This is a genomic window from Martinezella rhizogenes (genome assembly GCF_000799715.1).
GTDB lineage: Bacteria > Pseudomonadota > Alphaproteobacteria > Rhizobiales > Rhizobiaceae > Rhizobium > Rhizobium rhizogenes_C.
Genome location: NZ_JUHG01000002.1, coordinates 173,947 through 197,780, shown reverse-complemented (window position 1 = coordinate 197,780; position 23,834 = coordinate 173,947). Strand labels below are relative to the sequence as shown.

General features: G+C 59.0%; 22 protein-coding genes. 17 read left to right on the top strand and 5 right to left on the bottom strand.

Annotated features, from left to right (window positions below):
• Positions 1-23: 23 nt before the first annotated feature.
• Both rfbA and rfbC read left to right on the top strand, forming a co-directional pair.
• Complete coding sequence (rfbA, locus tag EX00_RS02125; protein ID WP_047453650.1) at positions 24-911, top strand: glucose-1-phosphate thymidylyltransferase RfbA; 888 nt, start codon at positions 24-26, stop codon at positions 909-911.
• 68 nt (positions 912-979) lie between these two features.
• The gene (gene rfbC / locus EX00_RS02120; RefSeq protein ID WP_047453649.1) at positions 980-1,528 is read left to right on the top strand and encodes a dTDP-4-dehydrorhamnose 3,5-epimerase; all 549 of its coding nucleotides are present in this window, start codon (positions 980-982) and stop codon (positions 1,526-1,528) included.
• A gap of 14 nt (positions 1,529-1,542) precedes the next feature.
• On the opposite strand, the gene EX00_RS02115 is transcribed toward rfbC, so the two are convergent.
• A complete protein-coding gene (locus EX00_RS02115; RefSeq protein WP_234708950.1) occupies positions 1,543-1,944 on the bottom strand; it encodes a phosphomannose isomerase type II C-terminal cupin domain in 402 nt (133 codons plus the stop codon).
• A 265-nt stretch (positions 1,945-2,209) separates the two neighbouring features.
• Here EX00_RS02115 and EX00_RS02110 point away from each other — a divergent pair, with 265 nt between their 5' ends.
• The 6 genes from EX00_RS02110 to EX00_RS02080 all read left to right on the top strand — a co-directional run bounded on the left by EX00_RS02110 (position 2,210) and on the right by EX00_RS02080 (position 10,189).
• Positions 2,210-3,328 (top strand): glycosyltransferase family 4 protein, encoded by a 1,119-nt coding sequence (locus EX00_RS02110; RefSeq protein ID WP_047453645.1) that lies wholly within the window; start codon positions 2,210-2,212, stop codon positions 3,326-3,328.
• Between the two features lie 400 nt (positions 3,329-3,728).
• Positions 3,729-4,703 carry a GDP-mannose 4,6-dehydratase gene (gene gmd / locus EX00_RS02105; protein WP_047453644.1) on the top strand — a complete coding sequence of 325 codons (975 nt, stop codon included), beginning with the start codon at positions 3,729-3,731 and terminating at the stop codon, positions 4,701-4,703.
• Positions 4,704-4,730: 27 nt separating this feature from the next.
• Positions 4,731-5,696, top strand: a complete 966-nt coding sequence (locus EX00_RS02100) for a GDP-mannose 4,6-dehydratase (RefSeq protein ID WP_047453643.1) — start codon at positions 4,731-4,733, stop codon at positions 5,694-5,696.
• 91 nt (positions 5,697-5,787) lie between these two features.
• The gene (locus EX00_RS02095) at positions 5,788-6,075 is read left to right on the top strand and encodes a hypothetical protein (protein WP_155294003.1); all 288 of its coding nucleotides are present in this window, start codon (positions 5,788-5,790) and stop codon (positions 6,073-6,075) included.
• A gap of 79 nt (positions 6,076-6,154) precedes the next feature.
• On the top strand, positions 6,155-9,025 hold the full coding sequence (locus EX00_RS02085) for a glycosyltransferase family 4 protein (RefSeq protein ID WP_210165812.1): 2,871 nt from the start codon (positions 6,155-6,157) through the stop codon (positions 9,023-9,025).
• A 42-nt stretch (positions 9,026-9,067) separates the two neighbouring features.
• Entirely contained in the window at positions 9,068-10,189 is a 1,122-nt protein-coding gene (locus EX00_RS02080) for a glycosyltransferase family 4 protein (protein WP_047453639.1), read from the top strand.
• A gap of 20 nt (positions 10,190-10,209) precedes the next feature.
• Here the strand turns inward: EX00_RS02080 and EX00_RS02075 are convergent, their stop codons facing one another.
• Complete coding sequence (locus EX00_RS02075) at positions 10,210-11,607, bottom strand: O-antigen ligase family protein (RefSeq protein WP_234708949.1); 1,398 nt, start codon at positions 11,605-11,607, stop codon at positions 10,210-10,212.
• 138 nt (positions 11,608-11,745) lie between these two features.
• Positions 11,746-12,321: a sugar transferase gene (locus EX00_RS02070; protein WP_047453717.1), complete on the bottom strand. Its 576-nt coding sequence runs from the start codon at positions 12,319-12,321 to the stop codon at positions 11,746-11,748.
• A gap of 206 nt (positions 12,322-12,527) precedes the next feature.
• Between EX00_RS02070 and EX00_RS02065 the strand changes: the two genes are divergently transcribed.
• On the top strand, positions 12,528-13,460 hold the full coding sequence (locus tag EX00_RS02065) for an NAD-dependent epimerase/dehydratase family protein (protein WP_047453637.1): 933 nt from the start codon (positions 12,528-12,530) through the stop codon (positions 13,458-13,460).
• Positions 13,461-13,467: 7 nt separating this feature from the next.
• On the opposite strand, the gene EX00_RS02060 is transcribed toward EX00_RS02065, so the two are convergent.
• Positions 13,468-14,754, bottom strand: a complete 1,287-nt coding sequence (locus EX00_RS02060; protein ID WP_047453636.1) for a nucleotide sugar dehydrogenase — start codon at positions 14,752-14,754, stop codon at positions 13,468-13,470.
• Between the two features lie 237 nt (positions 14,755-14,991).
• Between EX00_RS02060 and EX00_RS02055 the strand changes: the two genes are divergently transcribed.
• From EX00_RS02055 to EX00_RS02035, 5 genes are all read left to right on the top strand, one after another.
• Entirely contained in the window at positions 14,992-15,558 is a 567-nt protein-coding gene (locus tag EX00_RS02055; RefSeq protein WP_047453635.1) for a cytochrome b, read from the top strand.
• Between the two features lie 88 nt (positions 15,559-15,646).
• A complete protein-coding gene (locus tag EX00_RS02050) occupies positions 15,647-15,835 on the top strand; it encodes a hypothetical protein (protein ID WP_047453634.1) in 189 nt (62 codons plus the stop codon).
• A gap of 70 nt (positions 15,836-15,905) precedes the next feature.
• Positions 15,906-16,595, top strand: a complete 690-nt coding sequence (locus EX00_RS02045; RefSeq protein WP_047453632.1) for a YoaK family protein — start codon at positions 15,906-15,908, stop codon at positions 16,593-16,595.
• Positions 16,596-16,742: 147 nt separating this feature from the next.
• Positions 16,743-17,726, top strand: a complete 984-nt coding sequence (galE, locus tag EX00_RS02040; RefSeq protein WP_047453630.1) for a UDP-glucose 4-epimerase GalE — start codon at positions 16,743-16,745, stop codon at positions 17,724-17,726.
• Positions 17,704-19,260, top strand: a complete 1,557-nt coding sequence (locus tag EX00_RS02035) for an alkaline phosphatase family protein (RefSeq protein WP_047453629.1) — start codon at positions 17,704-17,706, stop codon at positions 19,258-19,260. The genes galE and EX00_RS02035 overlap by 23 nt, the downstream gene beginning before the upstream one ends.
• Positions 19,261-19,281: 21 nt before the next feature.
• On the opposite strand, the gene EX00_RS02030 is transcribed toward EX00_RS02035, so the two are convergent.
• A complete protein-coding gene (locus EX00_RS02030; RefSeq protein WP_047453627.1) occupies positions 19,282-19,788 on the bottom strand; it encodes a DUF1993 domain-containing protein in 507 nt (168 codons plus the stop codon).
• Positions 19,789-20,177: 389 nt separating this feature from the next.
• On the opposite strand from EX00_RS02030, the gene EX00_RS02025 reads away from it, so the two are divergent.
• From EX00_RS02025 to EX00_RS02015, 3 genes are all read left to right on the top strand, one after another.
• The gene (locus EX00_RS02025) at positions 20,178-21,107 is read left to right on the top strand and encodes a sugar ABC transporter substrate-binding protein (protein ID WP_047453625.1); all 930 of its coding nucleotides are present in this window, start codon (positions 20,178-20,180) and stop codon (positions 21,105-21,107) included.
• A gap of 76 nt (positions 21,108-21,183) precedes the next feature.
• Positions 21,184-22,725, top strand: coding sequence for a sugar ABC transporter ATP-binding protein (locus tag EX00_RS02020; protein WP_047453624.1), 1,542 nt, complete (start codon positions 21,184-21,186; stop codon positions 22,723-22,725).
• 32 nt (positions 22,726-22,757) lie between these two features.
• Positions 22,758-23,783, top strand: a complete 1,026-nt coding sequence (locus EX00_RS02015; RefSeq protein ID WP_047453622.1) for an ABC transporter permease — start codon at positions 22,758-22,760, stop codon at positions 23,781-23,783.
• Positions 23,784-23,834: the final 51 nt, after the last annotated feature.

Sequence of the window (23,834 nt, the reverse complement as noted above, 5' to 3'; positions counted from 1 at the left end):
AAATCAAGACGAGACGGTGGATCATGAACAAAGCACGTAAGGGCATCATACTCGCAGGCGGATCCGGCACGCGCCTCTATCCCGCGACCCTTGCCGTCAGCAAGCAGCTTCTGCCGATCTACGACAAGCCGATGATTTACTATCCGCTGACGACTTTGATGCTGGCAGGCATCCGTGAGATCCTCATTATTTCGACGCCGCAGGATACGCCGCGCTTCGAGCAGTTGCTGAAGGACGGAAGCCAGTGGGGCATCAAGCTTGAGTATGCGGTTCAACCGAGCCCGGATGGTCTTGCCCAGGCGTTTCTCATCGGCGAGGAATTTCTCGATGGCGCGCCGTCCGCCCTGGTGCTCGGCGACAATATCTTCTACGGGCATGACTTCGCCAAGCTTCTCCATCAGGCGAGCGACAAGGAGAACGGAGCTACGGTTTTTGCCTATCATGTGCATGATCCGCACCGTTATGGTGTGGTCGAATTCGATCGGCAGGGCCGTGCGATCAGCCTTGAGGAAAAGCCGAAGCTGCCCAAGAGCAATTATGCCGTGACCGGGCTTTATTTCTACGATGCCGATGTCGTCGACGTCGCAAAATCGATCCGCCCTTCGCCGCGCGGCGAATTGGAAATAACCGATCTCAATGCGCACTATCTCAATGCTGGGCAATTGGACGTGCAGATGATGGGGCGCGGCTATGCCTGGCTCGATACCGGCACGCATGAATCGATGCTGGAGGCGAGCCATTACATCGCCACCATCGAAAGCCGGCAGGGGCTGAAAGTGGCCTGCCCCGAGGAAATTGCCTACCGGAGCCATTGGATCGACGCTTCCCAGGTCGAGGCGCTCGCCGATCCATTGAAAAAGAACGGCTATGGGCAGTATCTTCTGGGAATTCTGCGTGAACAAATATTTTAGCGGCGCGCTCAGCCGGCCGGCGCCCTTGCCGGCCTCTTGAATGCGGTCAGAGTGAAGCGGGAAGACACATGAAAGCCATCGATACTGCCATACCGGACGTCAAGATCATCGAGTCCACGGTGTTTGCCGATGATCGCGGGTTTTTTCTTGAGAGCTTCAACCAGGCCAAGTTCGAAACGGCGATCGGGCGAAGTGTCGCCTTTGTGCAGGACAATCATAGCCGGTCGGGCAAGGGTGTCCTGCGCGGCCTGCATTATCAACTGCCGCCGCACGCACAGGCCAAGCTCGTCCGGGTCGTGGCCGGCGAAGTCTATGACGTCGCCGTCGACATCAGGCGATCATCTCCAACATTCGGCCAGTGGGTCGGTGTTTTCCTGTCGGAGGAAAACAAGCGTCAGCTTTGGATCCCGGAAGGCTTTGCCCACGGTTTCCTGACGTTGAGCGATCGCGTCGAATTCCTCTACAAGACCACCAATTATTATGCCCCGGAGAGCGACCGCGGCATCCGCTGGGACGATCCGAAGATCGCTATCGACTGGAAAACCGTGGGTGCGCTCACGCTCTCCACCAAGGATCAGCGGCAGCCGCTGCTAATGGATGCCGAGCTATTCGATTGATATCGGCTTCGATATCAGACCCGGTTGTAATCGTCGCTAAGCCGGATGATGTCGTTCTCATCAAGCAGCTCGCCATATTGGATCTCGATGAAAACCAGCGGTGTATCGCCGGTACATGATGCCCGGTGCGTTGCCTTGAGCGGAATATCAACCGTATGCCCGAGTTGCAGAGAGTGTTCGGTCCCGTCGATCTCGGCAATGCCATGTCCCGAAACAGCGGTCCAACGCTCCGAGCGATGGTTGTGATACTGCAGCGACAGCCGCTCGCCGGGGTTCACGACAATGCGTTTGACGACGTGGCGATCCCCGATATCGAGCACATGCCATGTGCCCCAGGGGCGCTGGTCGTTGTCACCTACCTTATAAAGACTTCCAGATTCCAATGAAATTTCCTTCGCAAGAAGTCGATCGGTCATCGCACGACCGAAAATTATGCGCGGGATTAATTCAGCAGCGGCGGTAGAGCAAGGCTTTTTGGCCGGCGACGCGCAGTGGATGTCGGTGCCGCGACCATGAAAGATCCAGATCGTTGCTCTAGAGGTTGTAAGGCTCGGGTGTTTTCCCAGGCCCAAGGATGCTCTAGCTTACTGTTTCTACGCAATTCCGGACGGAAAACCGCTACGCACTTTTCCGGGAATTGCTCCAGGTGACGCAGCGACTGGTTTTCGATACAGGAGTAAAATGCGCGTCCTACATTTTTTCAAAACATATTGGCCTGATACATTCGGCGGAGTCGAGCGGACCATTCATGCGATTGCCAAGGGCACCGCCAGGTATGGCGTTGAGTCCGATGTCCTCTCGCTCAGCAAAACGCCGTTGGAAAACAGCGTCGAATTCGATGGTCATATGGCGCACAAGGCCAAGCTCGATTTCGAATTCGCATCCACCGGCTTTTCGCGCGAGGCGTTTGGACGTTTTCGAGAATTGAGCAGCAGGGCAGATATCGTCCATTATCATTTTCCGTGGCCGGTGATGGACATCGTCCACCTTGCCGTCCCCCCCGGAAAGCCGACGATCGTCACCTATCATTCGGACATCGTGAAGCAGAAGGTTCTGCTGCAATTCTATAAGCCGTTGATGTTTCGCTTTTTGAAAAGCGTCGACCGCATTGTTGCGACGTCTCCCAATTACCTTATGTCGAGCGATGTCCTGGAAAGGTTCAAGTCCAAGACAACCGTTATCCCGTTGGGCTTGGATGAAGCTGACTATCCAAGGGCGGATGAAGCCACGCTAGCCGGTTGGCGCGACAAGCTTCCCAATCGCTTCCTCTTATTCGTCGGCGTCCTGCGATATTATAAGGGAGTCCACATTTTGCTGGAGGCCGCGAGGCGCAATGGTCTTGATGTCGTGATCGTCGGCAATGGGCCGATGGAGGCGGAACTGAAGCGGGCCGCAGGGCAAAATTCCAATAATATCCATTTTCTTGGATCGTTGTCAGATGGCGACAAGATTGCCCTGCTCGAGCTTTGTACGGGGTTCGTGTTTCCGTCGCATCTTCGCTCAGAGGCCTTCGGGCTTTCTCTCGTCGAAGCGGCAATGTTCGGCAAGCCGATGATTTCGTGTGAGATCGGTACGGGGACAAGTTATGTCAATCTGGATAGAGAGACCGGGTTTGTGGTGCCGCCGAACGATGTGGATGCTTTGTCGAATGCAATGAAGTCCATCTGGGAAAACGAGAAAGAGGTTGCCGTGCTAGGTGCCGCGGCGCGCAATCGCTATCTTGAATGCTTCACGGCGGAGAAGATGTGTTCAGAATATTATCGCCTCTATTGCGAATTGACGGGCTCCACCGTGAGCTGACAACGCACGCTCATATTCTGGCCAGATGCGTGGATCCGTAGTCGGCTCCGCACGATCGAAGGCGGTGCTTTTTATCTGTATCAGCGGATTTCATACTTGTGTGGGCAAGGACCTCGCGGACCGCAAGTTTGGATTGAGCAGCTTAAGAAGCTTCAATTTCCCCGATGTCTTGTAAAGCATTGATGCATAGAACAAGAGATTGGTGTACCGATTTCCCGTGAGTGCTTTTGCGCTGCTGAAGGATCGCATTCAGAGCGAAATTGCTCTTGGTCGTTGTCATTAGGTCTTATACGGGCTAAATGGCGCTAGAAAATCAATAGCCAAGTCTGGCGCGCTCGGTAGCGTTCCGCGAACTTGGTGCCACCGCGTAATGTGGATGCGGCAAGAATGGAGATGAAACTTGGCGAAGAAAGCGTTGGTAACGGGCATTACGGGTCAGGATGGCGCCTATCTTGCCGAGCTGTTGCTGAAGAATGGCTATGAGGTTCACGGCCTTGCGCGTCGTTCCAGCACCGCGGATGTCAACCTTACCCGACTGCAGTGGTTGGGCATCGAACGCGACGTTCGAATTGTCGATGGCGATCTTCTGGATCTTTCCGGCCTTATCAGAACGATTAAGGATGTGAAGCCGGACGAAGTCTACAATCTCGGGGCTCAATCCTTCGTCAAGTCATCCTGGCAGCAACCTCTCCTGACCGGTCAGGTGACGGGCCTCGGTGTGGCGAATGTCCTGGAGGCTGTCCGCATAGAGCGGCCGGAGGCTCGTTTTTATCAGGCTTCCTCCTCCGAAATGTACGGGCTCATTCAGGAGCCGATGCAGTCGGAGGAGACACCTTTTTATCCGCGCTCGCCTTATGCTGTCGCCAAACTTTACGGCCATTGGATCACCATCAACTATCGCGAAAGCTTCGGCCTGCATGCGTCCAGCGGCATTCTCTTCAACCATGAATCTCCGCTTCGCGGCATCGAATTTGTCACTCGCAAGGTGACGGACGCGGTCGCACGCATCAAGCTCGGCCTGGCAAAGGAGCTTCGGCTCGGAAATATCGATGCCAAGCGCGATTGGGGCCATTCGAAAGACTATGTCCGCGCCATGTGGCTGATGCTGCAGCAGGACGTCGCCGACGATTATGTGATCGCGACCGGTCGCACGACCACTGTCCGCGACATGTGCGCCATTGCTTTCAAGCATGCCGGTTTGACGATGGACGATCATCTCGTGATCGATCCCGAACTTTTCCGTCCGGCGGAAGTGGATGTGCTGCTTGGCAACCCGGAGAAGGCTCGGAAAAAATTCGGCTGGGAGCCCAAGATTGGCCTCGAAGAAATGATCGTCGAAATGGTCGAGGCTGATCTTAAGCGATTGAGCAAGTAAGCTATCCGGCCGAATGACGAGGCACCCATGCCGAGAGAACATCGTATTCTCATTACTGGCGCCAGCGGCTTTGTCGGGTCGTGGTTGCAACGCGAACTGGACGAGCGGCGGCCGGTATACGGCTCTGACCTGGTGGTTTTGACCGCCGGTCAGGGAGATGCGTCGGACTGGAAGACAGATATCACGGATCGAGGTCAGGTGATGACCCTGATCCGTGATAGCCGCCCGACGGCGATCATTCATCTCGCGGCAATTGCAGCCCCTGCGGATGCCCGCAAGCTGCCGCAGCGGGCTTGGGATGTGAATTTTCAAGGCACCATGAATCTTGCCTATGCCACGATGGAGCTCACACCTGAAGCGCGCTTCATCTTCGTGGGCAGTTCCGAAGCCTACGGCGCTTCGTTCATCGACACGGCAAACGCGCCGGTAAAAGAGAGTGCGGCGCTCAAGCCGATGAACGTCTACGGGGCAACAAAAGCGGCGGCCGACGTACTTGTCGGGCAGCTTGCCTATGATGGACTGAAATCCATCCGGTTCCGTCCCTTCAACCATACGGGACCCGGCCAGATGGATGCTTATGTCGTCTCGGCGTTTGCCAAGCAACTTGCTGAGATTTCGGTGGGTGCCAAGCCTCCTCGCATCAGCGTCGGAAACCTCTCGGCCTTCCGTGATTTTCTCAATGTGCGGGATGTCGTGCGTGCCTATGCCGACGCTGCTCTGATGGAGGACGTGTCGAATAATATTGGCGGCGTCTTCAATCTGTCCTCGGGTCGGTCTGTGCAGATCCAGTCGATACTCGACATGCTGATCGAACTTTCCGGATTGAAGGTGAAAGTCGAGATCGACCCGCAGCGCTTGCGTGGCCCCGAAATCGCGGTGGCCACGGGGGATAACGAGGCGGCTTTGAAAGCCTTCGGCTGGAAGCCGGAGATCGAGTTGAGCCGTACGCTTGGCGATGTGCTCGACGATTGGAAGATCCGGGTTGTACGCTGACCATCCATGAAAATGGCTGGCGCGGCAGTTATAAGACCACAATAGTCTTTCGTGGCGCGTTACCCACCAGCTTCGGACGGAGAATCTATCGTTGAGCATGGTAAAAGCACTGCCGCGGCGCGTTGCGCTGGTCCTGTTTGATAAGGTTATTCGCGAGCTTTCCAAAAGACCGGAGTTGAAGGACAAGTGTCTTCGCCTAGTGCGGCGTTTCCCCGGAGTAGGGGGAAGGGTCATGGCGGCAGCAAGAGCCCATGGATATGGTGGCGCGGCGGGCGGCCCGCTGGACAATGACGAAGTAGGCCAGTGGCATATCGATGCGCCCAAGGGCGCTACGGTGAAATGGATTGCATTGCTTCAGAATATTTCGGATACGAAATGAAAGACCATCGCTGATGCGCTTATGGATTGATGGGCAGTGCTTCCAGACGGCAAGCAAGCGGCGAGGGATCGGGCGGTATGTGCAAGAATTGCTCCTTGGGATCATCGATAATCATCCAGAGGTTGACGTTCTCGTGTCGTTCAACGCGGGTATGCCGCTCGACGCGCTCGCGGCCCGTGACCATCTTCAGCAATGGATAAAGCCTGATAATATCTTCATGTGGCATGGCGTTGCCGAAGATGGAGAAGGGATCGATGGTTATTCCGAGAAGCGGCGGCTCAGTGAGATCGCGCTGGCATATCATGTGGCGTCGCTCAATCCGGATATAGCCCTTTCCGCAAGCCCTTTCGAAGGGATGAGAGACAGGGCCGTTCCACTTCTTCCCAATGACATTTCGCGAGTTCCGATCGCATCCATCTTCTACGACGCGATACCTCACCGCTATCCCCAGCAGTATCTTCTGACGTCGGCGACGCGTGCGTGCTATGAACGGCGGCTCGCGCTTTATTCCCAATTCGATCTCAATCTTTGTATTTCCGAATACTCTCGCAGCGAATGCGTCGAAATCTCTGGAAACCCTCACGCCATCAACATGCTTGCGGGGATATCGAAAGATTTCCAGGATGCGGTCGACCATGCCGAAGCAAAGCTTCCCAGGCCAACCGAGAAGCGTTTCGTCCTCTATGTCGGCGGCCTGGATTGGCGAAAGAACGTAAAATCCGCAATCGCCGCCTTCGCGCAGTTGCCGGCAGATCTGCGCGCCGAATACAGTTTCGTGATGGCGGGCGACCACCCGAAATCTCTCCTGAAGGAAGAAGAGGAGAGATGGCGCAAGCTGGGGCTTCCCGAGCAGGACTTCGTGGCTGTCGGTCATGTGACGGATAGCGAACTCGTGGCACTCTACAAGGAAACGGATCTGGCAATTCAACCCTCGTTGCTCGAGGGGTTCGGCCTGACCGCACTGGAAGCCATGACGTGCGGTACGCCCGTTATCGCGTCGAATACAGGCGCCCTGCCTGAGGTTATCGGAGATCGTGAGTTCCTGTTTGACCCTGCGGATGTAGCTGACATGGCGCGGGTCATGAAACAGGCACTTTCCAATCGGCAAGCCACAAAGGTCAAGGCCGAGAGGCAGCGTTGCCGCGCTGCGGAATTCAGCTGGGCGAAATCCGCCGCCATTGCGATTGCCGCTATGCAAGACGTTTCGGCACAAAAATCAACAGAGAGCCACGGAACGGAAGAGATGTTACCGGCCCGGCGCGCGGCTCTGGAAGCCCTTGAAAACAGGAACCTTCCGGCGGATTTTGTTGCGGAGACACTTGCCCGGTCGGAGATTGCGAGCTCCAGCGGACCGCGCCTGATCGTCGACGCGACATCCACCTATCGCACGGATCAAAAGACCGGCATCCAACGCGTTGTCACGAATATCTGCGCCAATCTTCCAACACGGAAGAGCGAAAGCGACGATGGCGTCGAACGGCTCGTCGCCTTTAGCGATTCGCTCGATGGCTGGTTTGCCATTCCCAAAACACTGGAGAGAACCGAGCGCGCGGTAGCGTTCACGGAAGACACTCGGCTGGAGTTTACGGCGGACGACCGCATTTTGATGCTGGATAGCTCCTGGGAGTTTTACAGACATCACTATGCAACGCTGCGCGCTGGCCGCCTAAGGGGCGCTACGGTCATCTCCTGCCTCTATGACACCGTTCCGTTGCGGTTTCCGGGGTTCTGTGATCCCGGCATGCCGCCGATGTTCTCCAATTGGTTTCAGGCGGCCCTGTCCTATTCGAATGCGTTTATCTGCATTTCAAAAGCGGTTGCCGATGAGCTGATCGCGATCCTTGAGGCGATCCAGTTTCCACGGGAGATGAAGATTGGCTATTGGCACCTCGGCGCCGATTTCGCCAAGACGACCGTTACAGCTGACGCCGCACCCGTTCGCCGCAATGAGCGCCCGGAGTTCCTGATGGTTGGCACACTCGAGCCGCGCAAGGGGCATGCCGTTGCTTTGGAGGCCTTCGAAAGGCTGTGGGATGATGGCATGGATATCGGGCTGACGATCGTCGGAAAGCCGGGATGGGGCGTTGAGCATCTCGTTCGGCGTATCGAAAAGCACCGCGAATACGGAAAGCGGCTGGTCTGGCTGAGCGGTATTTCGGATGAAGAACTGCAGAGAGCCTATACCGGTAGCGATGCACTCATCGCAGCCTCCTATGCCGAGGGGTTCGGCCTTCCTATCGTTGAAGCAGGGCATTTCGGCAAGCCCGTGATTGCCAGCGATATTCCGGTCTTTCGCGAAGTCACCGCAAGCAGGCAAGAGTGCCATTTCTTTACCACCGGTTCGCCGGAGGCGCTTGCGAAGACGATCCGCTCATTTCTGGATACAGGCCCGAATGCGGATAAGTCCGTCATCGTGGACGTGTCTTCGGTGACAGTGACTGGTGGCGGGATAAGCTGGAAGGAAAGCGCCGAGGAATTGCAGAGGGTCGTGCTTGCCGACGATTGGTACCGGATATACCGGCCACAGTCGGACAGGTTGTATGTTCCGATCAGCGATATAGGCAGCACCAAAATGGGCGAGGCGCTAGGCCCCAGTGACACCGGGCATAGCATAGAGCTGGTGGAAGGGCCGACGACCAGTGACAGCGGTGCGCTGAAATATGTGGTGCGCATTACCAATCTGTCTCCCGGATTGTGGTCGAGCATCGGCACTCCGGATGCCGGGCTTGCCGTGACGGCGGGGTATCGTATCCTGTCGAAAGATGGAGACGCGACGTTTGGAGACGATCACGGATCTCCTATTCCATTCGTCTTGCCACCGGGCGACAGCCTCTATATGGCAGTCGAAATTCCTTCAAAATTCAAGCGGAAGGGCAGCGTTTTCGCCGATATAGGTCTTGCGCAGGGCAAGGCAGGTTGGTGGAGAAATTCGCTGCGGGTCCCGTTGTGATGGCAAGACCGCGCCATGCGGCGGTACATGGGTAGCTCGCGAATGAAAATCGGCATCGATGCGCGTAATTTTGTAACGAGCATGACCGGGATCGGGCGGTACTTGCTGGAAATGAGCCGGCATCTCGCGCTGCTCGGCCATGAACTGCATTTCTATTTGCCCGAAGCTCCCTATGGGGACCCGAAAGAGCTGCCTGCGGCAAAACTTCACGTCGCGCGCTTTCCTGGCGGAGTAAGGCGGATGATCTGGGCGCAGACGGAGCTGCCGCGCCGTGCAACGCAGGACGGGATCGACGTTTTTTGGGGCCCTGCTCACCGTCTGCCGTTTTTTCTCGACCGCCGCATTCCCCGCGTCATCACGATTCATGACCTCGTCTGGCGAGACATGGCCGCGACCATGCGCTGGCAGACCTGGATGGCCGATCGCTGGCTGATGAAGCCGGGGGTGGCCGTTGCCGACGAGATCGTTGCTGTTTCCTCCGCAACAGCCGAAGTGCTGAAGACCGAGTTTCCCGGATGCGGCGAGAAGCTCAACGTTATCTACCCCGGCCTGACGGCTATTGGCGGCACAGCCGCCCCGAAGGAGCTGTCGTCATTCGGGATCGACCGCTCCTATATTCTTTTCGTGGGAACGCTCGAGCCCCGCAAAAATCTGCTGAGGCTGCTGCAAGCCTATGCGGCCTTGCCTCAATCCACGCGACAGCAATTTCTTCTCGTTCTTGCCGGCGGCCAAGGCTGGAGGCTGGGCGATCTGAAAGGGCATATCGCGGAGTTGCAGATTGAATCATCTGTTCGACTGACCGGCTATGTGCCCGATACCGATCTTGCACAACTGTACAGCCATGCGCGATTTCTTGCGATGCCATCGCTTTATGAGGGTTTCGGCTTTCCCATCATAGAAGCAAATGCGATGGGAATCCCGGTGCTAACGTCCAATACGTCCTCCATGCCCGAGGTTGTCGGCAAAGCCGGCATTCTTGTCGATCCCAACGATGTGCAATCGATTCGCAACGGCCTGGAAAGCCTTGCTACCGACAACGTTCTTCATGCGCGTCTTGTTGACAATGCAAGGCCGAATGCCGCTCGATTCGACTGGACGGACAGCGCGCGCCAGCTGGAGCTCATCTTTGAGAAGGCGATAACCAAGCGTCGTGCCGGTATCTAGCTGTCTCAGCTGCGGCGGAATCAACCCGCGGCCGCACCTTTCGTTTCTACCTTCGCCGCCGCCAGATACTCCCCCTTCAGCCGCATGTGACACCAGCAGGCAAAGGCGGAGCTGACGAAAGCCAGGCTTTCGCCGATGGCCAGGCGGTTGTTGGAGTTGCTGAGCAGCGTCAGCGCGAAGAAGAACAGGCAGACGGCATAGGCGTGCCAGGCGGCGCGGGGGATGATGGCGGCCTTGTGGGCGCGCCTGACCGTGCGGATGAAGGTGGCGAGCATGAAGGCCATGATGGCGGCGCCGAACAGGCCGTAGCGCACCAGGATTTCCAGATAGCCGTTGTGCAGCAGCGTGTACTGGATATGCGAATAGCGCGTCTCGTGCCAGCGCTCCAGCCAACGGTTGCCCCAGCCGAAGACCGGCGCGGAGGAGAAGACTTCCCAGCTGTTCGACCAGAGCTGCAACCGCTCGTCCATCGATACCGGCGTCGCGGTAGAGCCGATGGTGTTCGACACCGCGCCGCCAAGGTCGTGGCCACCGGTGACGCTCTGCAACATGGCGATGGTTGCCGACACAGTCGGGCCGGCGGTCTTGTCGAGATTGTGCCGCACGGTGTAGACGCCGGCGATGAGCAGGATCGCGGCGACGGCGACCACGATGGCGCCGAGCTTCAGGCGCAGATAGCTCAGCGCCACCAGCGCCAGCAACGGCAGGGTGATGCCGAGCGCCAGCCATACGCCTTTCGATTTGGCTCCGTAGATCGCAATGAAACAAAGCCCGACGATGAAGGGCGAGACAATATAGGCAGAACGCGCGATCCTGCGGTCGCTCGACTTGTCCGTCAGGTAATGCAGCAGCCAGAACAGCGTGAAGATCACGATCAGGCCGCAGGCGACGGCGCCGTGGATCTGGTTGTTCATGATCAGCGGCTTGACGGTCTCGCCGGCAAAAACCTCGCTGAAATGCTGTGTGGCGATCAGCATCGTCAGCGCTGCGGCAAAATAGGCGGCAACGATCTTTTCCATCAGCGGTTCGTAAATCAGGAAGGCGACGCCGAGGATCGGGAAAAAGAAAGGGAAGGCGTAGAGCCAGTCGGAGGCGCCGATATCGTGCTCGGGCGTTAGCCAATAGGTGATGCCGAAGCGGGTCATGACATAGGCACCCCAGCCCATGCACAGCCAGCCGATCCAGTCGGTCTTGGGGCGCACCGGCGCTTTCAGATAGTAATAGAGCGCGATCAAGGAGAGGAGGGCGACCGCGTAGCGGTAGGCGTCGCTCTCCACGAGGGTGGCGGAGGCGGCGAGAATCCACAGCAGGCTTCCGAAGATCGCCACGGTCCGCGGCATGACGCTAACAGACACCTTGCCGACAATAGCCCCAGCTGTGGCATCAGCATGCGGTTCGTTTGCGCGCAAATTGTCCAATGATGTCTCCGCCTTCATCCATGTTCGATTCATCTGGCATGCCGGAGCATTCACGATGGCCAGTAGGGCTGTAAAGGGGCAGGAATACGGCATTTCAGCGCTCGTGCGCCCGCCATGCCGATTTCCGCCCCATGCTGGCTAATGGGTCACACCATCGCGGCGAACGACCTTCAATGCCGTGAGGATAATGATCTTGAGATCGAAGAAAAACGAACGCCGGCGCAGATAGTCCTCGTCCAGTGCCACCTTCTGCGGGATCGGCAGCTCGTCGCGGCCGTTGACCTGCGCCCAGCCGGTGAGGCCCGGCAGCAGGGCGTCGACGCCGCGCTCGGTGCGCAGCGCGATCAGGTCGTGCTGGTTGAAGAGGGCCGGGCGCGGGCCGACGATGCTCATATCGCCCTTCAGAATGCACCAGAGCTGCGGCAGTTCGTCCAGGCTGGATTTGCGCAGGAAGGAGCCGATCGGCGTCAGGTAAGCGCCGGCATCCTTCAGCAAATGCGTCGCGACCGCGGGTGTGTCGGTCCGCATGCTGCGAAATTTCGGCATGCGGAAGATTCGGTTTCGGCGGCCAACCCGGTCCGACCAGTAAAGAATGGGGCCGGGGGAGGTCAGCCGGACGGCGACCGCGACGATCAGGATCGGGATGGAAAAGACGACGACAGCCGCAAAGGCGGCGAGGAAGTCGAAAAGGCGCTTGGCGATCGTATAGGGCATCGTCTCTGATGGTTTTACCGGCGCTGGTTTCGCGGCTCCGATGATGGTTTCTGCGCAGTCCATCTCATATCAGGCATTTCTGCACAATCGCTTCGGTCGCGAATTTTGCTGGACCTGGCCCGTAAGGGCGCCTTGTTTCTCACAGCGGTAATGTGCGAAGCATGCCCCAAATGGACGCGTGGGCGTCATTGAGGGGCGATGGGCGCATGATCCTGGTCACGGGTGCAACGGGTTTTGTCGGGCAGGCGCTTTGTGCCGAGCTTTCCCGACGGCAGATGGTTTATCGTCCGGTCAGCCGTGCACCAAAACCGGGTTTCATTGCTATGGGCACGTTCGATGGTGCGACCGATTGGGCGAGAGCGCTTGCGGGCGTCGAAACCGTCGTGCATCTGGCGGCGCGCGTTCACGTCATGAACGATACATCGTCAGATCCGCTCGCCGCCTTTCGTGCCGCCAATGTCGACACCACGGTCAATCTGGCGCGGCAGGCGGCTCGGGCCGGCGTCAAGCGCTTCATTTTCCTGAGCTCGATCAAGGTCAATGGCGAGGCGACCGTGCCAGGTCAGCCGTTCAGGGCATCCGATACGTCGCATCCGGAGGATCCCTACGGCCAGTCGAAGCGCGAGGCGGAGGAGGCGCTCCTTGCCATCGGTGCTGAGACGGGCATGGAGATCGTCATCATCCGCCCGCCGCTCGTCTACGGGCCGGGCGTGAAGGCGAATTTCGCCAGCCTGATGAAATGGGCCGGATGGCCGTTTCCCTGGCCTTTCGGGCTCGTCACCAACCGCAGATCGCTGGTCTTCGTCGGCAATCTCGTCGATTTCATCCTGCTCTCGGCGCATCATTCGGCTGTCGGAAATCGGGTGTTCCTGATCAGCGACGGCGAGGATCTTTCCATCGGTGAATTGATCGGCAAGCTTTCCTCGGCAATGGGGCGGAGGGCCCTGCTGCTGCCGCTCCCACCGCGCCTGCTGGAAGGGCTGGCGGCGTTGCTCGGGCGCCGTGCGGCGGCTGAGCGGCTTCTCGGTTCGTTGCAGGTCGATATCGGCGAGACGGTGGCGATCACCGGCTGGTCGCCGCCCTATTCGGTCGATGAGGGGCTGCGGTTGACGGTCGCTGCCTCGTCAGGAGACCGCTAGGCGGCGCTTACAGGCTCCAGACGGCGTGCCCGTCGAGCCGGGGATTGTCGCGCTCCAGCGCCGCTTTCACGTCGACCACCACGCCGTTTTCGCCCAGAAGGTTGAGAATTTCCGCCGCGCCACCGGCCAGATAGGATTTGTGCGGCACGGCCAGTACGATGGCATCTAGCTTGCCGAAATCGCCGAGCGCCGCCAGCCGCACGCCATATTCTTCTTCCGCCTCGTCATGGCTGGCCATGGGGTCGTGCACCAGCGGCTCGATGCCGAACTGGTGCAGCTCGCGGATGATGTCGTGCACGCGGCTGTTGCGCAGATCCGGCACGTTTTCCTTGAATGTCAGGCCGAAAATACCGATCCGGGCGCCGTTGATCGGCTTTTGCGCCGTGACCAGCATCTTGATCAGCTTCTGGGCGATGAAGGCGCCCATGCCGTCATTGATGCGGCGGCCGGAGAGGATGACTTCGGGGTGGTAGCCGAGTTCCTCGGCCTTGGCGGTGAGGTAATAAGGATCGACGCCGATACAGTGGCCGCCGACCAGACCGGGCGTAAACGGCAGGAAATTCCATTTCGTCCGCGCCGCCTTCAGGACGTCGGCGGTGCGGATATCCATCTTTTCGAAGATGATCGACAGCTCGTTCATCAAAGCGATATTGAGGTCGCGCTGGGTGTTTTCGATCACCTTGGCGGCTTCCGCCACCTTGATGCTGGGCGCTTTGTGGATGCCGGCCTCGACCACCGCGCCATAGACGGCGGCGATCCTCTCCAGCGTTTCCTCGCTGTCGCCGGCGACCACCTTCACGATGCGCTCGAACGTATGCTCCTTGTCGCCGGGATTGATCCGCTCCGGCGAATAGCCGAGGTGAAAATCCTCGCCCTGGCGCAGGCCGGAGACCTCGGCGAGCACGGGGCCGCAGACATCCTCGGTGACGCCGGGATAGACGGTCGATTCATAGACGACGATGCCGCCCTTTTTCAGAGCCTTGCCGACGGTGCGCGAGGCTGAGATCATCGGGCGCAGATCCGGCTGCCGGTTGCGGTCGATCGGTGTGGGAACGGCGACGATGAAGATATCGCGATCGCGCAAATCCTCTATGTCGTTGCTGATGCGCAGCCCGCTTTCCCTCAGACGTTCCGGCGAAATCTCGCGCGTATCGTCTTCCCCCGCCTTCAGGGCGGTAACACGGGAGGCCTTGATATCGAAACCGACGACATCGGGAAATTTACCGGCCAGGGCAATCGCCACGGGCAGTCCGACATAACCCAGGCCGATCACGGCAATTTTTTCGCTCAACACATTCTACCTCGAACAATCGACCTGAATTAGCGCATATCCGAGCCGCATGTCAGCGCAAATCTTTGCCGTGCCGTGCCAATTCAGGTGCATGTCAGATCAATGTGAATATCAGGCGGAGGCTTTGCAATAGCCGGATCGACGAGGCGGTGCCGTATGCCACTCATCGCCTTGAGACGACCGAATAAAAGGAAAGCCCCAGGTGTTTGCTGCTCGTTCCTCCCAAGGAGATCTTAAATCATGAGCAATTTCAATATCGTCGCTGCGGATAAGCGGGCCGCCCGCTATGACCATTTCACCATCATGCTTCACTGGCTGACCGCCATTCTGGTCCTGGCTCTGTTCGCGATCGCGCAGGTCTGGGACTTTGCCGATCGCGGCACGCCGCTGCGGCTAGGGCTGATTTCGCTTCATATCTCGCTCGGCATCCTGCTTGCCGTCGTCCTCGCCCTGCGCATCGTTTGGCGCCTCCTGACGCATCGGCGCACCGCGCCGGCCGTCTCCGGGCTTCAGCATGTGGCCTCAACCCTCGTGCACTTCTTGCTTTACGCGCTGATGATCTCGCAGGTGTCCTACGGCTTCCTGATGCGCTGGGCTTCCGCGAAGGATCCGGAATTCTTCGGTCTCTTCTCCATCCCGCCCTTTGTCGTCGTCGATCCGGCTATGCGGCGGCTGATCAGCGAGCTGCACAGTGCCACCGCCTGGGCGATCATCGCCATTGCCGGCATTCATGCCGCGGCCGCCCTCGTGCATCATTATGTGCTGCGCGACCGTGTCCTCACCCGGATGATGCCGGCGCGTGGATAGGTGCCGGCGGTGGCACCTATCGAAACTTTTTGCTCGCATGCTTATTTAGTATCCTGAGACATGTTTTCTCGGGATGCGTGGGTTCGTTATGCGTAACAAATATCTCAAACAATTATATGCCCGTCGCGCGGAGCTGGAAGCCAAGCTCGAGCTGCATATAGCGCGCTATTGTTTCGGCGACGGCGAGATCGAGGATGGCACCGAAGCGGATTTGAAGGAAAGGATCCGCGAGGTATCCGATGAGATCGCCGCGCTGGAACAGGGGCATAATATCTAGACATCATCTTCGTTTCCGCGTGATAAGGATTCATATTCCCTGATGGATCGCAGCGGAGACGAGGTTGTCGATGAAGCCGAGCCTGCCCACTCTCCTGAGCATCAATGGCGGTTATGTCGATACCGCCGGCTTCCTTGCCCTGCATGGCCTGTTTACCGCCCATGTCACCGGCAACTTCGTCACCTTCGCCGCTGCCATGGTGCTGGGAACCTCGGGTGCGGCAGCCAAGCTGCTGGCGTTGCCGGTCTTTTGCGCGGTCGTGATCTTTGCCCGTCTGCTCGGTGGTGAGCTGTCTCGGCGCAATTTGCCGGTGCTGCCGGTGATCCTGACGTTGAACTTCCTGCTATTGGCGCTTGCCGCCGTCTTTACCCTTGGCTTCGGCCCGTTTGTCAGCGGTGACGGTTGGCAGGCGATCCTGACCGGGATGACACTGGTGTCAGCGATGGCCGTCCAGAATGCCTTGCACCGCGTTCATCTCGGCACGGCGCCACCGACGACGATGATGACAGGGACGACGACGCAGATCATGATCGATATCGCCGATCTCCTGCGCGGGGTAGCACCCGAGGCGAAAGCCGCCGCAAGGGCGAGGCTTGGCCGGATGGGGGCGACGCTCGGCGGTTTTGTCTGCGGCTGCGCCGCGGCGGCCCTGCTGTTCATGCTGATCGGGGTGGCATGCTTCCTCGTCCCGCCGGTCTTGGCGCTCGCCGGCATTCTGTTGCATAGGGGCAGGGCGGCGGCGCGGCCCGTTGAGAGATAGCGCTCGAAACCCGCGTCTTTGCTGCACTTGCGAAGCCATCGTCTTTTTCGGTCTTGCAACTCTCCCAGAGGTCTCTAACTCTACGCCTCGGACCGAGCACGATCCTGTGTGCTTGGGCAGTACATCGTTGAGAAGGGATGGCTATCTATGGCAGGGGAAACGGTTCTTGTGGTCGGGGGCGCCGGTTATATCGGCTCGCACACATGTCTGGATCTGGCGAACAAGGGTTTTCAGCCCGTCGTCTATGACAATTTTTCCAACGGTCATCGCGAATTCGTCAAATGGGGTCCGGCGGAAGAGGGCGATATCCGCGACCGGGCGCGGCTTGATGAAGTCCTGGCGAAATACAAGCCGGCCGCCATCCTGCATTTCGCGGCGTTGATCGAAGTGGGCGAGTCGGTCAAGGATCCCGTCTCCTTCTATGAAAACAACGTCATCGGCACGCTGACGCTGCTGGCGGCGGCGCAGGCGGCGGGCATCGAAGCCTTCGTCTTCTCTTCCACTTGCGCCACCTATGGCCTGCCGCAGAGCGTGCCGCTGGACGAGAGCCACCGGCAGGTGCCGATCAATCCCTACGGCCGCACCAAATATATCGTCGAGCAGGCGCTTGCCGATTACGATCAATACAAGGGTCTGCGCTCCGTGGTGCTGCGCTATTTCAATGCCGCTGGCGCCGATTTCGAGGGCCGCATCGGCGAGTGGCATACGCCGGAAACCCACGCCATTCCGCTGGCGATCGACGCGGCGCTCGGTCGTCGCCAGGGCTTCAAGGTCTTCGGCAGCGACTACGACACGCGCGACGGCACCTGCGTGCGCGACTATATCCACGTCCTCGATCTCGCGGACGCGCATGTGCGGGCGGTGGAATATCTGTTGCGCGGTGGCGAGTCCGTCGCGCTGAACCTCGGCACCGGCACCGGCACGACCGTCAAGGAGCTGCTGGGCGCGATCGAAACTGTGTCGGAGCGGCCGTTCCCGGTCGAATATGTCGGGCGCCGCGAGGGCGATTCGACCACGCTGGTCGCCAACAACGACAAGGCCCGCGACATTCTCGGCTGGTCGCCGCAATACGATCTGTCGCGGATCATCGAATCCGCCTGGAACTGGCATGCCAAGTCCAACCAGCATTGAGCGGCGCGCTTCGGGCAAGCGCCCGAATGTGCTGCTGATATCGGCCGATCAGTGGCGGGGCGATTGCCTCTCCGCTGTCGGCCATGCCAGCGTGAAGACGCCAAATGTCGATGCGCTGGCGCAGGACGGTGTGCTGTTTTACCGGCATTTTGCTGGAACGGCGCCCTGTTCGCCGGCGCGGGCAACGCTTTATACCGGTCTCTATCAGATGAACCATCGCGTCTGCCGCAATGGGTCGCCGCTGGATGCCCGGTTCGACAATCTGGCGCTTGCCGCCCGGCGCGGCGGCTATGATCCGACGCTGTTCGGCTATACCGATACAGCCCCCGATCCGCGCGGCATGGACCCGAGCGATCCGCACCTGACCACCTATGAGGGCGTGCTTCCGGGCTTCAGCGCCCGCCAGCTCCTGCCCGAGCATGAGAAGCAATGGCTCTCCTGGCTGCGTTCACGCGGTCATGCGGAAGCGACGAGCCGCGATATCCATATTCCCGTCGGCGCCAAGCCCGGCGAAATTTCCGATGCGGCGCCGGGCTATTCCAAGGATGAGACGCAGACGGCTTTTCTGGCTGGTGAATTCATCCGCTGGCTCGGCGAACAGGACGCGCCGTGGTTCGCGCATGTCTCATTTCTGAGACCGCATCCGCCGTTTTCAGTGCCCGAACCCTATAACCGCATGTTTGCGCCAAACGACGGACCCGCCTTTGCGCGTGCCGTCGATCGCGAGGTGGAGCAGGCGGCGCATCCGCTTCTTGCCTTCGCTTTGCCGCTGATCGGCAAGGGTAGCTTCATTCATGGCGGCGAGGGGTCCGCGAGCGACTGGACATCAGAGGATCTATCGGCGATCCGCGCCATTTATTACGGCATGATCGCCGAGGTGGATGCGCAGCTCGGGCGGATCTGGCAGGCGCTCAAGGATGCGGGTGCCTGGGATGATACGCTGATTATCTTTACCTCCGACCATGCCGAAATGATGGGCGACCACTGGATGCTCGGCAAGGGCGGCTTTTTCGACGGCAGCTATCATGTGCCGTTGGTCATTCGTGATCCCCGTCATCCGGCAGGCGTGGGCCGGCAGGTTGAGCGTTTCACCAGCGGCGCCGATATTTTTCCGACGCTCTGCGACCGGCTCGGCCTCGTGCCCGACAATCACCTTGACGGCGAGACGCTGGTGCCCTTCCTGGAGGGCAAGGAGCCGAAGGGATGGCGCGATGCGGCATTCTGGGAATTCGATTTTCGCGATATCGCCGGCGGTGAATCAGAGCAGCATTTCGGGTTGAAATCGAATGCGTGCAATCTCGCTGTCATCAGGGACGAGCGCTTCAAATACGTGCATTTTGCCGGTCTGCCGCCGCTGCTCTACGATCTGGTGAAAGATCCGATGGAGTTGACCAATGTCGCTGGTGACGCCGACTATGCGGCGGTGCGGCTGGACTATGCCGAAAAGCTGCTGTCGCTCAGGGCACAGCATCTCGACCAGACGCTTGCCTATACCGAGTTGACGGAAAAAGGGCCAGTTTCGCACCGGCCCTGATCGAGATTCAATAGCGGGCTATCAAATGAATGCGCCGAGATAGGTCATCTTGCCGACCGGCAGGCCGCGGCTGCGCAGAATGTCGTGCACAGTCGTTATGTGGAAGAAGAAATTCGGCAGGGCGAAGGTTGTCAGCAGACCTTCGCCGGTGAAGACCATCGTCTTGCCGCCGGGCGAAATCGTCACTTCACGGATTTCGCTGCCAGCCATCGTCTCCGGCGTGATCGTCGCCAGGAAATCCTGTGTCTTCTTCAGGCGTTCACGCAACTCGGCGACGGTCGTCTCGTTGTCCTCGAAGCGCGGCGCCTCGATGCCGGTCAGCCGAGCGATCGTGAGCTTGGCGCCATCGGAGGCGCGCTGAAACTGGCCGGAGAGCGGCAGCATGTCATCGATGAGCCGCGCGCCGATAAGCTCTTTGGGGTCGATGCCTTTCTCCGCGGCATAGGTCTCGATTGCATCGAGATAGGTCGCAAGGATTGTAAGGCCGCGCTGAAAGACGGGAACTGAGAAACTGTACATTGTGGGCATGCTGGTTCTCCATTGTCGGCCGGTGGGGGTATTCGGCCTGATGTCATCGGCGTTTTACGCCACTTCGATGTCGATGGAATGTCCGTTCCATCGGATCGAGTGGCCCAGATGTGGGTTCGAGACCCGTCTTTTACAGCCTTTCCCCATTGAAAATTCGGCTACCGCCCTGAGAACTCCGTCTCCGCCGCGGCGGTTACAAAATAGTGTTGACGTTTTCCCTGGGAAATGGAATAAATATTCCGCATAGAGAATTTTACGGTTTTTTTGTTCCGTTTTTAGGTTGCCGTTATGGGAGTGATGGCAGCTTGGATTGTTGGCCCTGCGGTCGAAACCGAGGGTTCCGGTATCAATGAGGGGTGTGGCCGGACACCGCGATTGGGAGGAAAATCATGAGAAAACTTATTCTTGGCTCCGCTATGGCGCTTATGCTCTCGACGGCGGCGCATGCCGAAACCATCGGCGTGTCGATGGCACTGTTCGACGACAACTTCCTGACCGTTCTGCGCAACGGCATGCAGGATTATGCCAAGACGACGCCAGGCGTGAAGCTGCAGGTCGAAGATGCGCAGAACGATATCGCCAAGCAGCAGAGCCAGATCCAGAACTTCATCGCCAGTAAGGTCGACGCCATCATCGTCAACCCGGTCGATACGGATGCGACCGCCGCCATCTCGAAGCTGGCGGCCGAAGCGAAGATCCCGCTGATCTACGTCAACCGCGAGCCGGCGAACGTCGACAGCCTGCCGGAAGGGCAGGCCTTCGTTGCCTCCAACGAGGTGGAATCCGGCACGCTGGAAACCAAGGAAGTGTGCAGGCTTCTCGGTGGCAAGGGCAAGGCTGTCGTCATGATGGGCGAATTGTCCAACCAGGCGGCCCGCATGCGCACCAAGGACGTGCATGACGTTCTCGCTACCGACGAATGCAAGGGCATCACCATCGTCCAGGAACAGACCGCCAATTGGCAGCGTACCCAGGGCGCCGACCTCGTGACCAACTGGCTGTCCAGCGGTCTCGAATTCGATGCAGTCATCGCCAACAACGATGAAATGGCAATCGGCGCGATCCAAGCGCTGAAGGCGTCCGGCAAGTCGCTGGACAAGATCGTCGTCGCCGGTGTCGATGCGACGCAGGATGCCTTGGCTTCGATGCAGGCCGGCGATCTGAAGGTCACGGTGTTCCAGGACGCCGCCGGCCAGGGCAAGGGTGCCGTGGATGCCGCGCTGAAGCTTGCCAAGGGCGAGAAGATCGAGAAGAAGGTCTACATTCCCTTCCAGCTCGTGACGCCGGCAAACGTCAAGGACTTCGTCAAGAAGAACTGACGCCGCCGCTATCGACGGATGCGGGCGCGTGAGCCCGCATCCTTAAGTATTCCGAACAGCCCCCGGGAGAAAAAAGATGGTTGTCAGTCCATCCACCATGGCTGCGGTGCGCGCCAGCGGCGTGGTCCCCAATGCCGCTTATCTGTTGAGCGCCGAAGGCATCCGCAAGGAATTTCCGGGTGTGGTGGCCCTCGACGACGTTTCCTTCCGCCTGAAGCGCGGCACGGTGCATGCGCTGATGGGTGAAAACGGCGCCGGCAAGTCGACACTGATGAAGATTCTGGCCGGCATTTATGTGCCGGATCAGGGCGAAGTACTCCTCAAAGGCGTCGCGATCCGCCTGAAATCGCCGCTCGATGCGTTGGAGAACGGCATTGCAATGATCCATCAGGAGCTCAACCTGATGCCGTTCATGACGGTTGCGGAAAATATCTGGATCCGCCGCGAGCCGAAGAATCGCTTTGGCTTCGTCGATCATGGCGAGATGAGCCGGAAGACGGAAGACCTCTTCCGTCGTTTGAACATCAACATCGATCCGGAAATCCAGGTGGGTGAGCTCTCTGTTGCCAGCCGCCAGATGGTCGAGATCGCCAAGGCGGTCTCCTACGATTCCGACGTGCTGATCATGGACGAGCCGACCTCGGCGCTGACCGAGCGTGAGGTTGCGCATCTCTTCGAGATTATCCGGGGTCTGCGCGAGCAGGGCATCGGCATCGTCTACATCACCCACAAGATGAACGAGCTGTTCGAGATCGCCGATGAATTCTCGGTGTTCCGCGACGGCAAATATATCGGCACGCACGCGTCGACCGACGTCACCCGCGACGACATCATCCGCATGATGGTCGGCCGCGAGATCACCCAGATGTTCCCGAAGGAAGAGGTGCCGATCGGTGAGACGCTTCTTTCCGTCAAAAATCTCAATCTGGATGGCGTCTTCTCCGATATCTCCTTCGATGTCAGGGCCGGTGAAATTCTCGGTGTCGCCGGGCTGGTCGGTTCCGGCCGCTCGAATGTCGCCGAGACGCTGTTCGGCGTGACGCCAGCCTCGTCCGGAACGATCGAGCTGTTCGGCAAGAAGGTCGACGTTTCTTCGCCGGCGGTGGCGATCAGCCATCGCATGGCCTTCCTGACGGAAGACCGAAAGGATACCGGCTGTCTGCTGATCCTCAGCGTGCTCGAAAACATGCAGATCGCCGTGCTGCAGGACAAGTTCGTTCGTGGCGGCTTCGTGCAGGAGGGTGCGATCGAAAAAGTTTGCGAGGAGATGGCGCGTAAGCTGCGCGTCAAGACGCCAAATCTCGACGAGCGCATCGAGAATCTCTCCGGCGGCAATCAGCAGAAAGCGCTGATCGGCCGCTGGATGCTCACCAATCCGCGCATCCTGATCCTGGATGAACCAACCCGCGGTATCGATGTCGGCGCCAAGGCGGAGATCCATCGTCTGGTCACGGAAATGGCGCGCAACGGCGTCGCTGTCATCATGATCTCCTCGGAGATGCCGGAAGTGCTCGGCATGAGCGACCGCATCATGGTGATGCATGAGGGCCGGGTGACCGGCTTCCTCGATCGTGCGGATGCAACTCAAGTGAAGGTGATGGAGCTGGCGGCGCAATGATCGTGCCGGCCATCGCAAGGGAGGATTGAATTATGGTTAGCAAAGTCGCAGAGACCGTCGTACCGCAGATGACGCGCTCGAAGCGCCGTCGCGTGCCGCCGGAACTCGGCATCTTTCTGGTGCTGATCGGCATTGCGCTCGTCTGCGAAATCCTCGGCTGGATTTTCGTCGGCCAGAGCTTTCTGCTCAATATTCAGCGCCTGAAGATCATGATCCTGCAGGTCTCGGTTATCGGCATCATCTCGGTCGGGGTGACGCAGGTCATCATTACCGGGGGTATCGACCTGTCATCGGGTTCCGTCGTCGGTTTGACGGCCATGATCGCGGCAAGCTTCGCCCAGTCCTCCACCTGGACCCGGGCGCTCTATCCCGCGCTCACCGATCTCCCATTCTTCGTTCCGATCGGCGTCGGCCTACTGATCGGTCTTGCCGCCGGTTATGTGAACGGCCTGCTCATCACGAAAACGAAAATTCCACCCTTCATCGCCACGCTTGGCATGATGGTCTCGGCGCGGGGCCTGTCGAAGCTCTATACCAAGGGGCAGCCGATCTCGGGCCTCACCGACCAGTTCAATTTCATCGGCACCGGCATTTGGCCCGTCATCGTCTTCCTGATTGTCGCGGTGATTTTCCATGTCGTGCTGCGCTACACGCGCTACGGCAAGTTCACCTATGCGATCGGCGCCAACATTCAGGCGGCGCGCGTCTCTGGCATCAATGTCGAGGGGCATCTGGTCAAGGTCTATGCGATCGCCGGTCTGCTGGCGGGTCTCGCGGGCATCATCACGGCGGCTCGCGTCCAGACGGCGCAGGCCGGCATGGGCGTGACCTATGAATTGGACGCCATTGCGGCCGCCGTTATCGGCGGCACCTCGCTTACCGGCGGCGTCGGGCGCATTGCCGGCACGGTGATCGGCACGGTCATCCTCGGCGTGATGATCTCAGGCTTCACCTTCCTGAACGTCGACGCCTATTATCAGGAAATCGCCAAGGGCGTCATCATCATCGCCGCAGTGGCTATCGACGTCTATCGCCAGAAGAAGCGGGCGAAACGTTAGAACAGCCAAGGCTTAATCGGATTTCTCGAGGCGGGGGCTATGTCCCCGCCT

Coding starts and splice junctions, on each gene's coding strand:
- rfbA (WP_047453650.1), top strand. CDS start 24: ATGAACAAAGCACGTAAGGGCATCATACTCGCAGGCGGATCCGGCACG.
- rfbC (WP_047453649.1), top strand. CDS start 980: ATGAAAGCCATCGATACTGCCATACCGGACGTCAAGATCATCGAGTCC.
- EX00_RS02115 (WP_234708950.1), bottom strand. CDS start 1,944: ATGACCGATCGACTTCTTGCGAAGGAAATTTCATTGGAATCTGGAAGT.
- EX00_RS02110 (WP_047453645.1), top strand. CDS start 2,210: ATGCGCGTCCTACATTTTTTCAAAACATATTGGCCTGATACATTCGGC.
- EX00_RS02100 (WP_047453643.1), top strand. CDS start 4,731: ATGCCGAGAGAACATCGTATTCTCATTACTGGCGCCAGCGGCTTTGTC.
- EX00_RS02080 (WP_047453639.1), top strand. CDS start 9,068: ATGAAAATCGGCATCGATGCGCGTAATTTTGTAACGAGCATGACCGGG.
- EX00_RS02070 (WP_047453717.1), bottom strand. CDS start 12,321: ATGCCCTATACGATCGCCAAGCGCCTTTTCGACTTCCTCGCCGCCTTT.
- EX00_RS02065 (WP_047453637.1), top strand. CDS start 12,528: ATGATCCTGGTCACGGGTGCAACGGGTTTTGTCGGGCAGGCGCTTTGT.
- EX00_RS02055 (WP_047453635.1), top strand. CDS start 14,992: ATGAGCAATTTCAATATCGTCGCTGCGGATAAGCGGGCCGCCCGCTAT.
- EX00_RS02050 (WP_047453634.1), top strand. CDS start 15,647: ATGCGTAACAAATATCTCAAACAATTATATGCCCGTCGCGCGGAGCTG.
- EX00_RS02045 (WP_047453632.1), top strand. CDS start 15,906: ATGAAGCCGAGCCTGCCCACTCTCCTGAGCATCAATGGCGGTTATGTC.
- galE (WP_047453630.1), top strand. CDS start 16,743: ATGGCAGGGGAAACGGTTCTTGTGGTCGGGGGCGCCGGTTATATCGGC.
- EX00_RS02035 (WP_047453629.1), top strand. CDS start 17,704: ATGCCAAGTCCAACCAGCATTGAGCGGCGCGCTTCGGGCAAGCGCCCG.
- EX00_RS02030 (WP_047453627.1), bottom strand. CDS start 19,788: ATGCCCACAATGTACAGTTTCTCAGTTCCCGTCTTTCAGCGCGGCCTT.
- EX00_RS02025 (WP_047453625.1), top strand. CDS start 20,178: ATGAGAAAACTTATTCTTGGCTCCGCTATGGCGCTTATGCTCTCGACG.
- EX00_RS02020 (WP_047453624.1), top strand. CDS start 21,184: ATGGTTGTCAGTCCATCCACCATGGCTGCGGTGCGCGCCAGCGGCGTG.
- EX00_RS02015 (WP_047453622.1), top strand. CDS start 22,758: ATGGTTAGCAAAGTCGCAGAGACCGTCGTACCGCAGATGACGCGCTCG.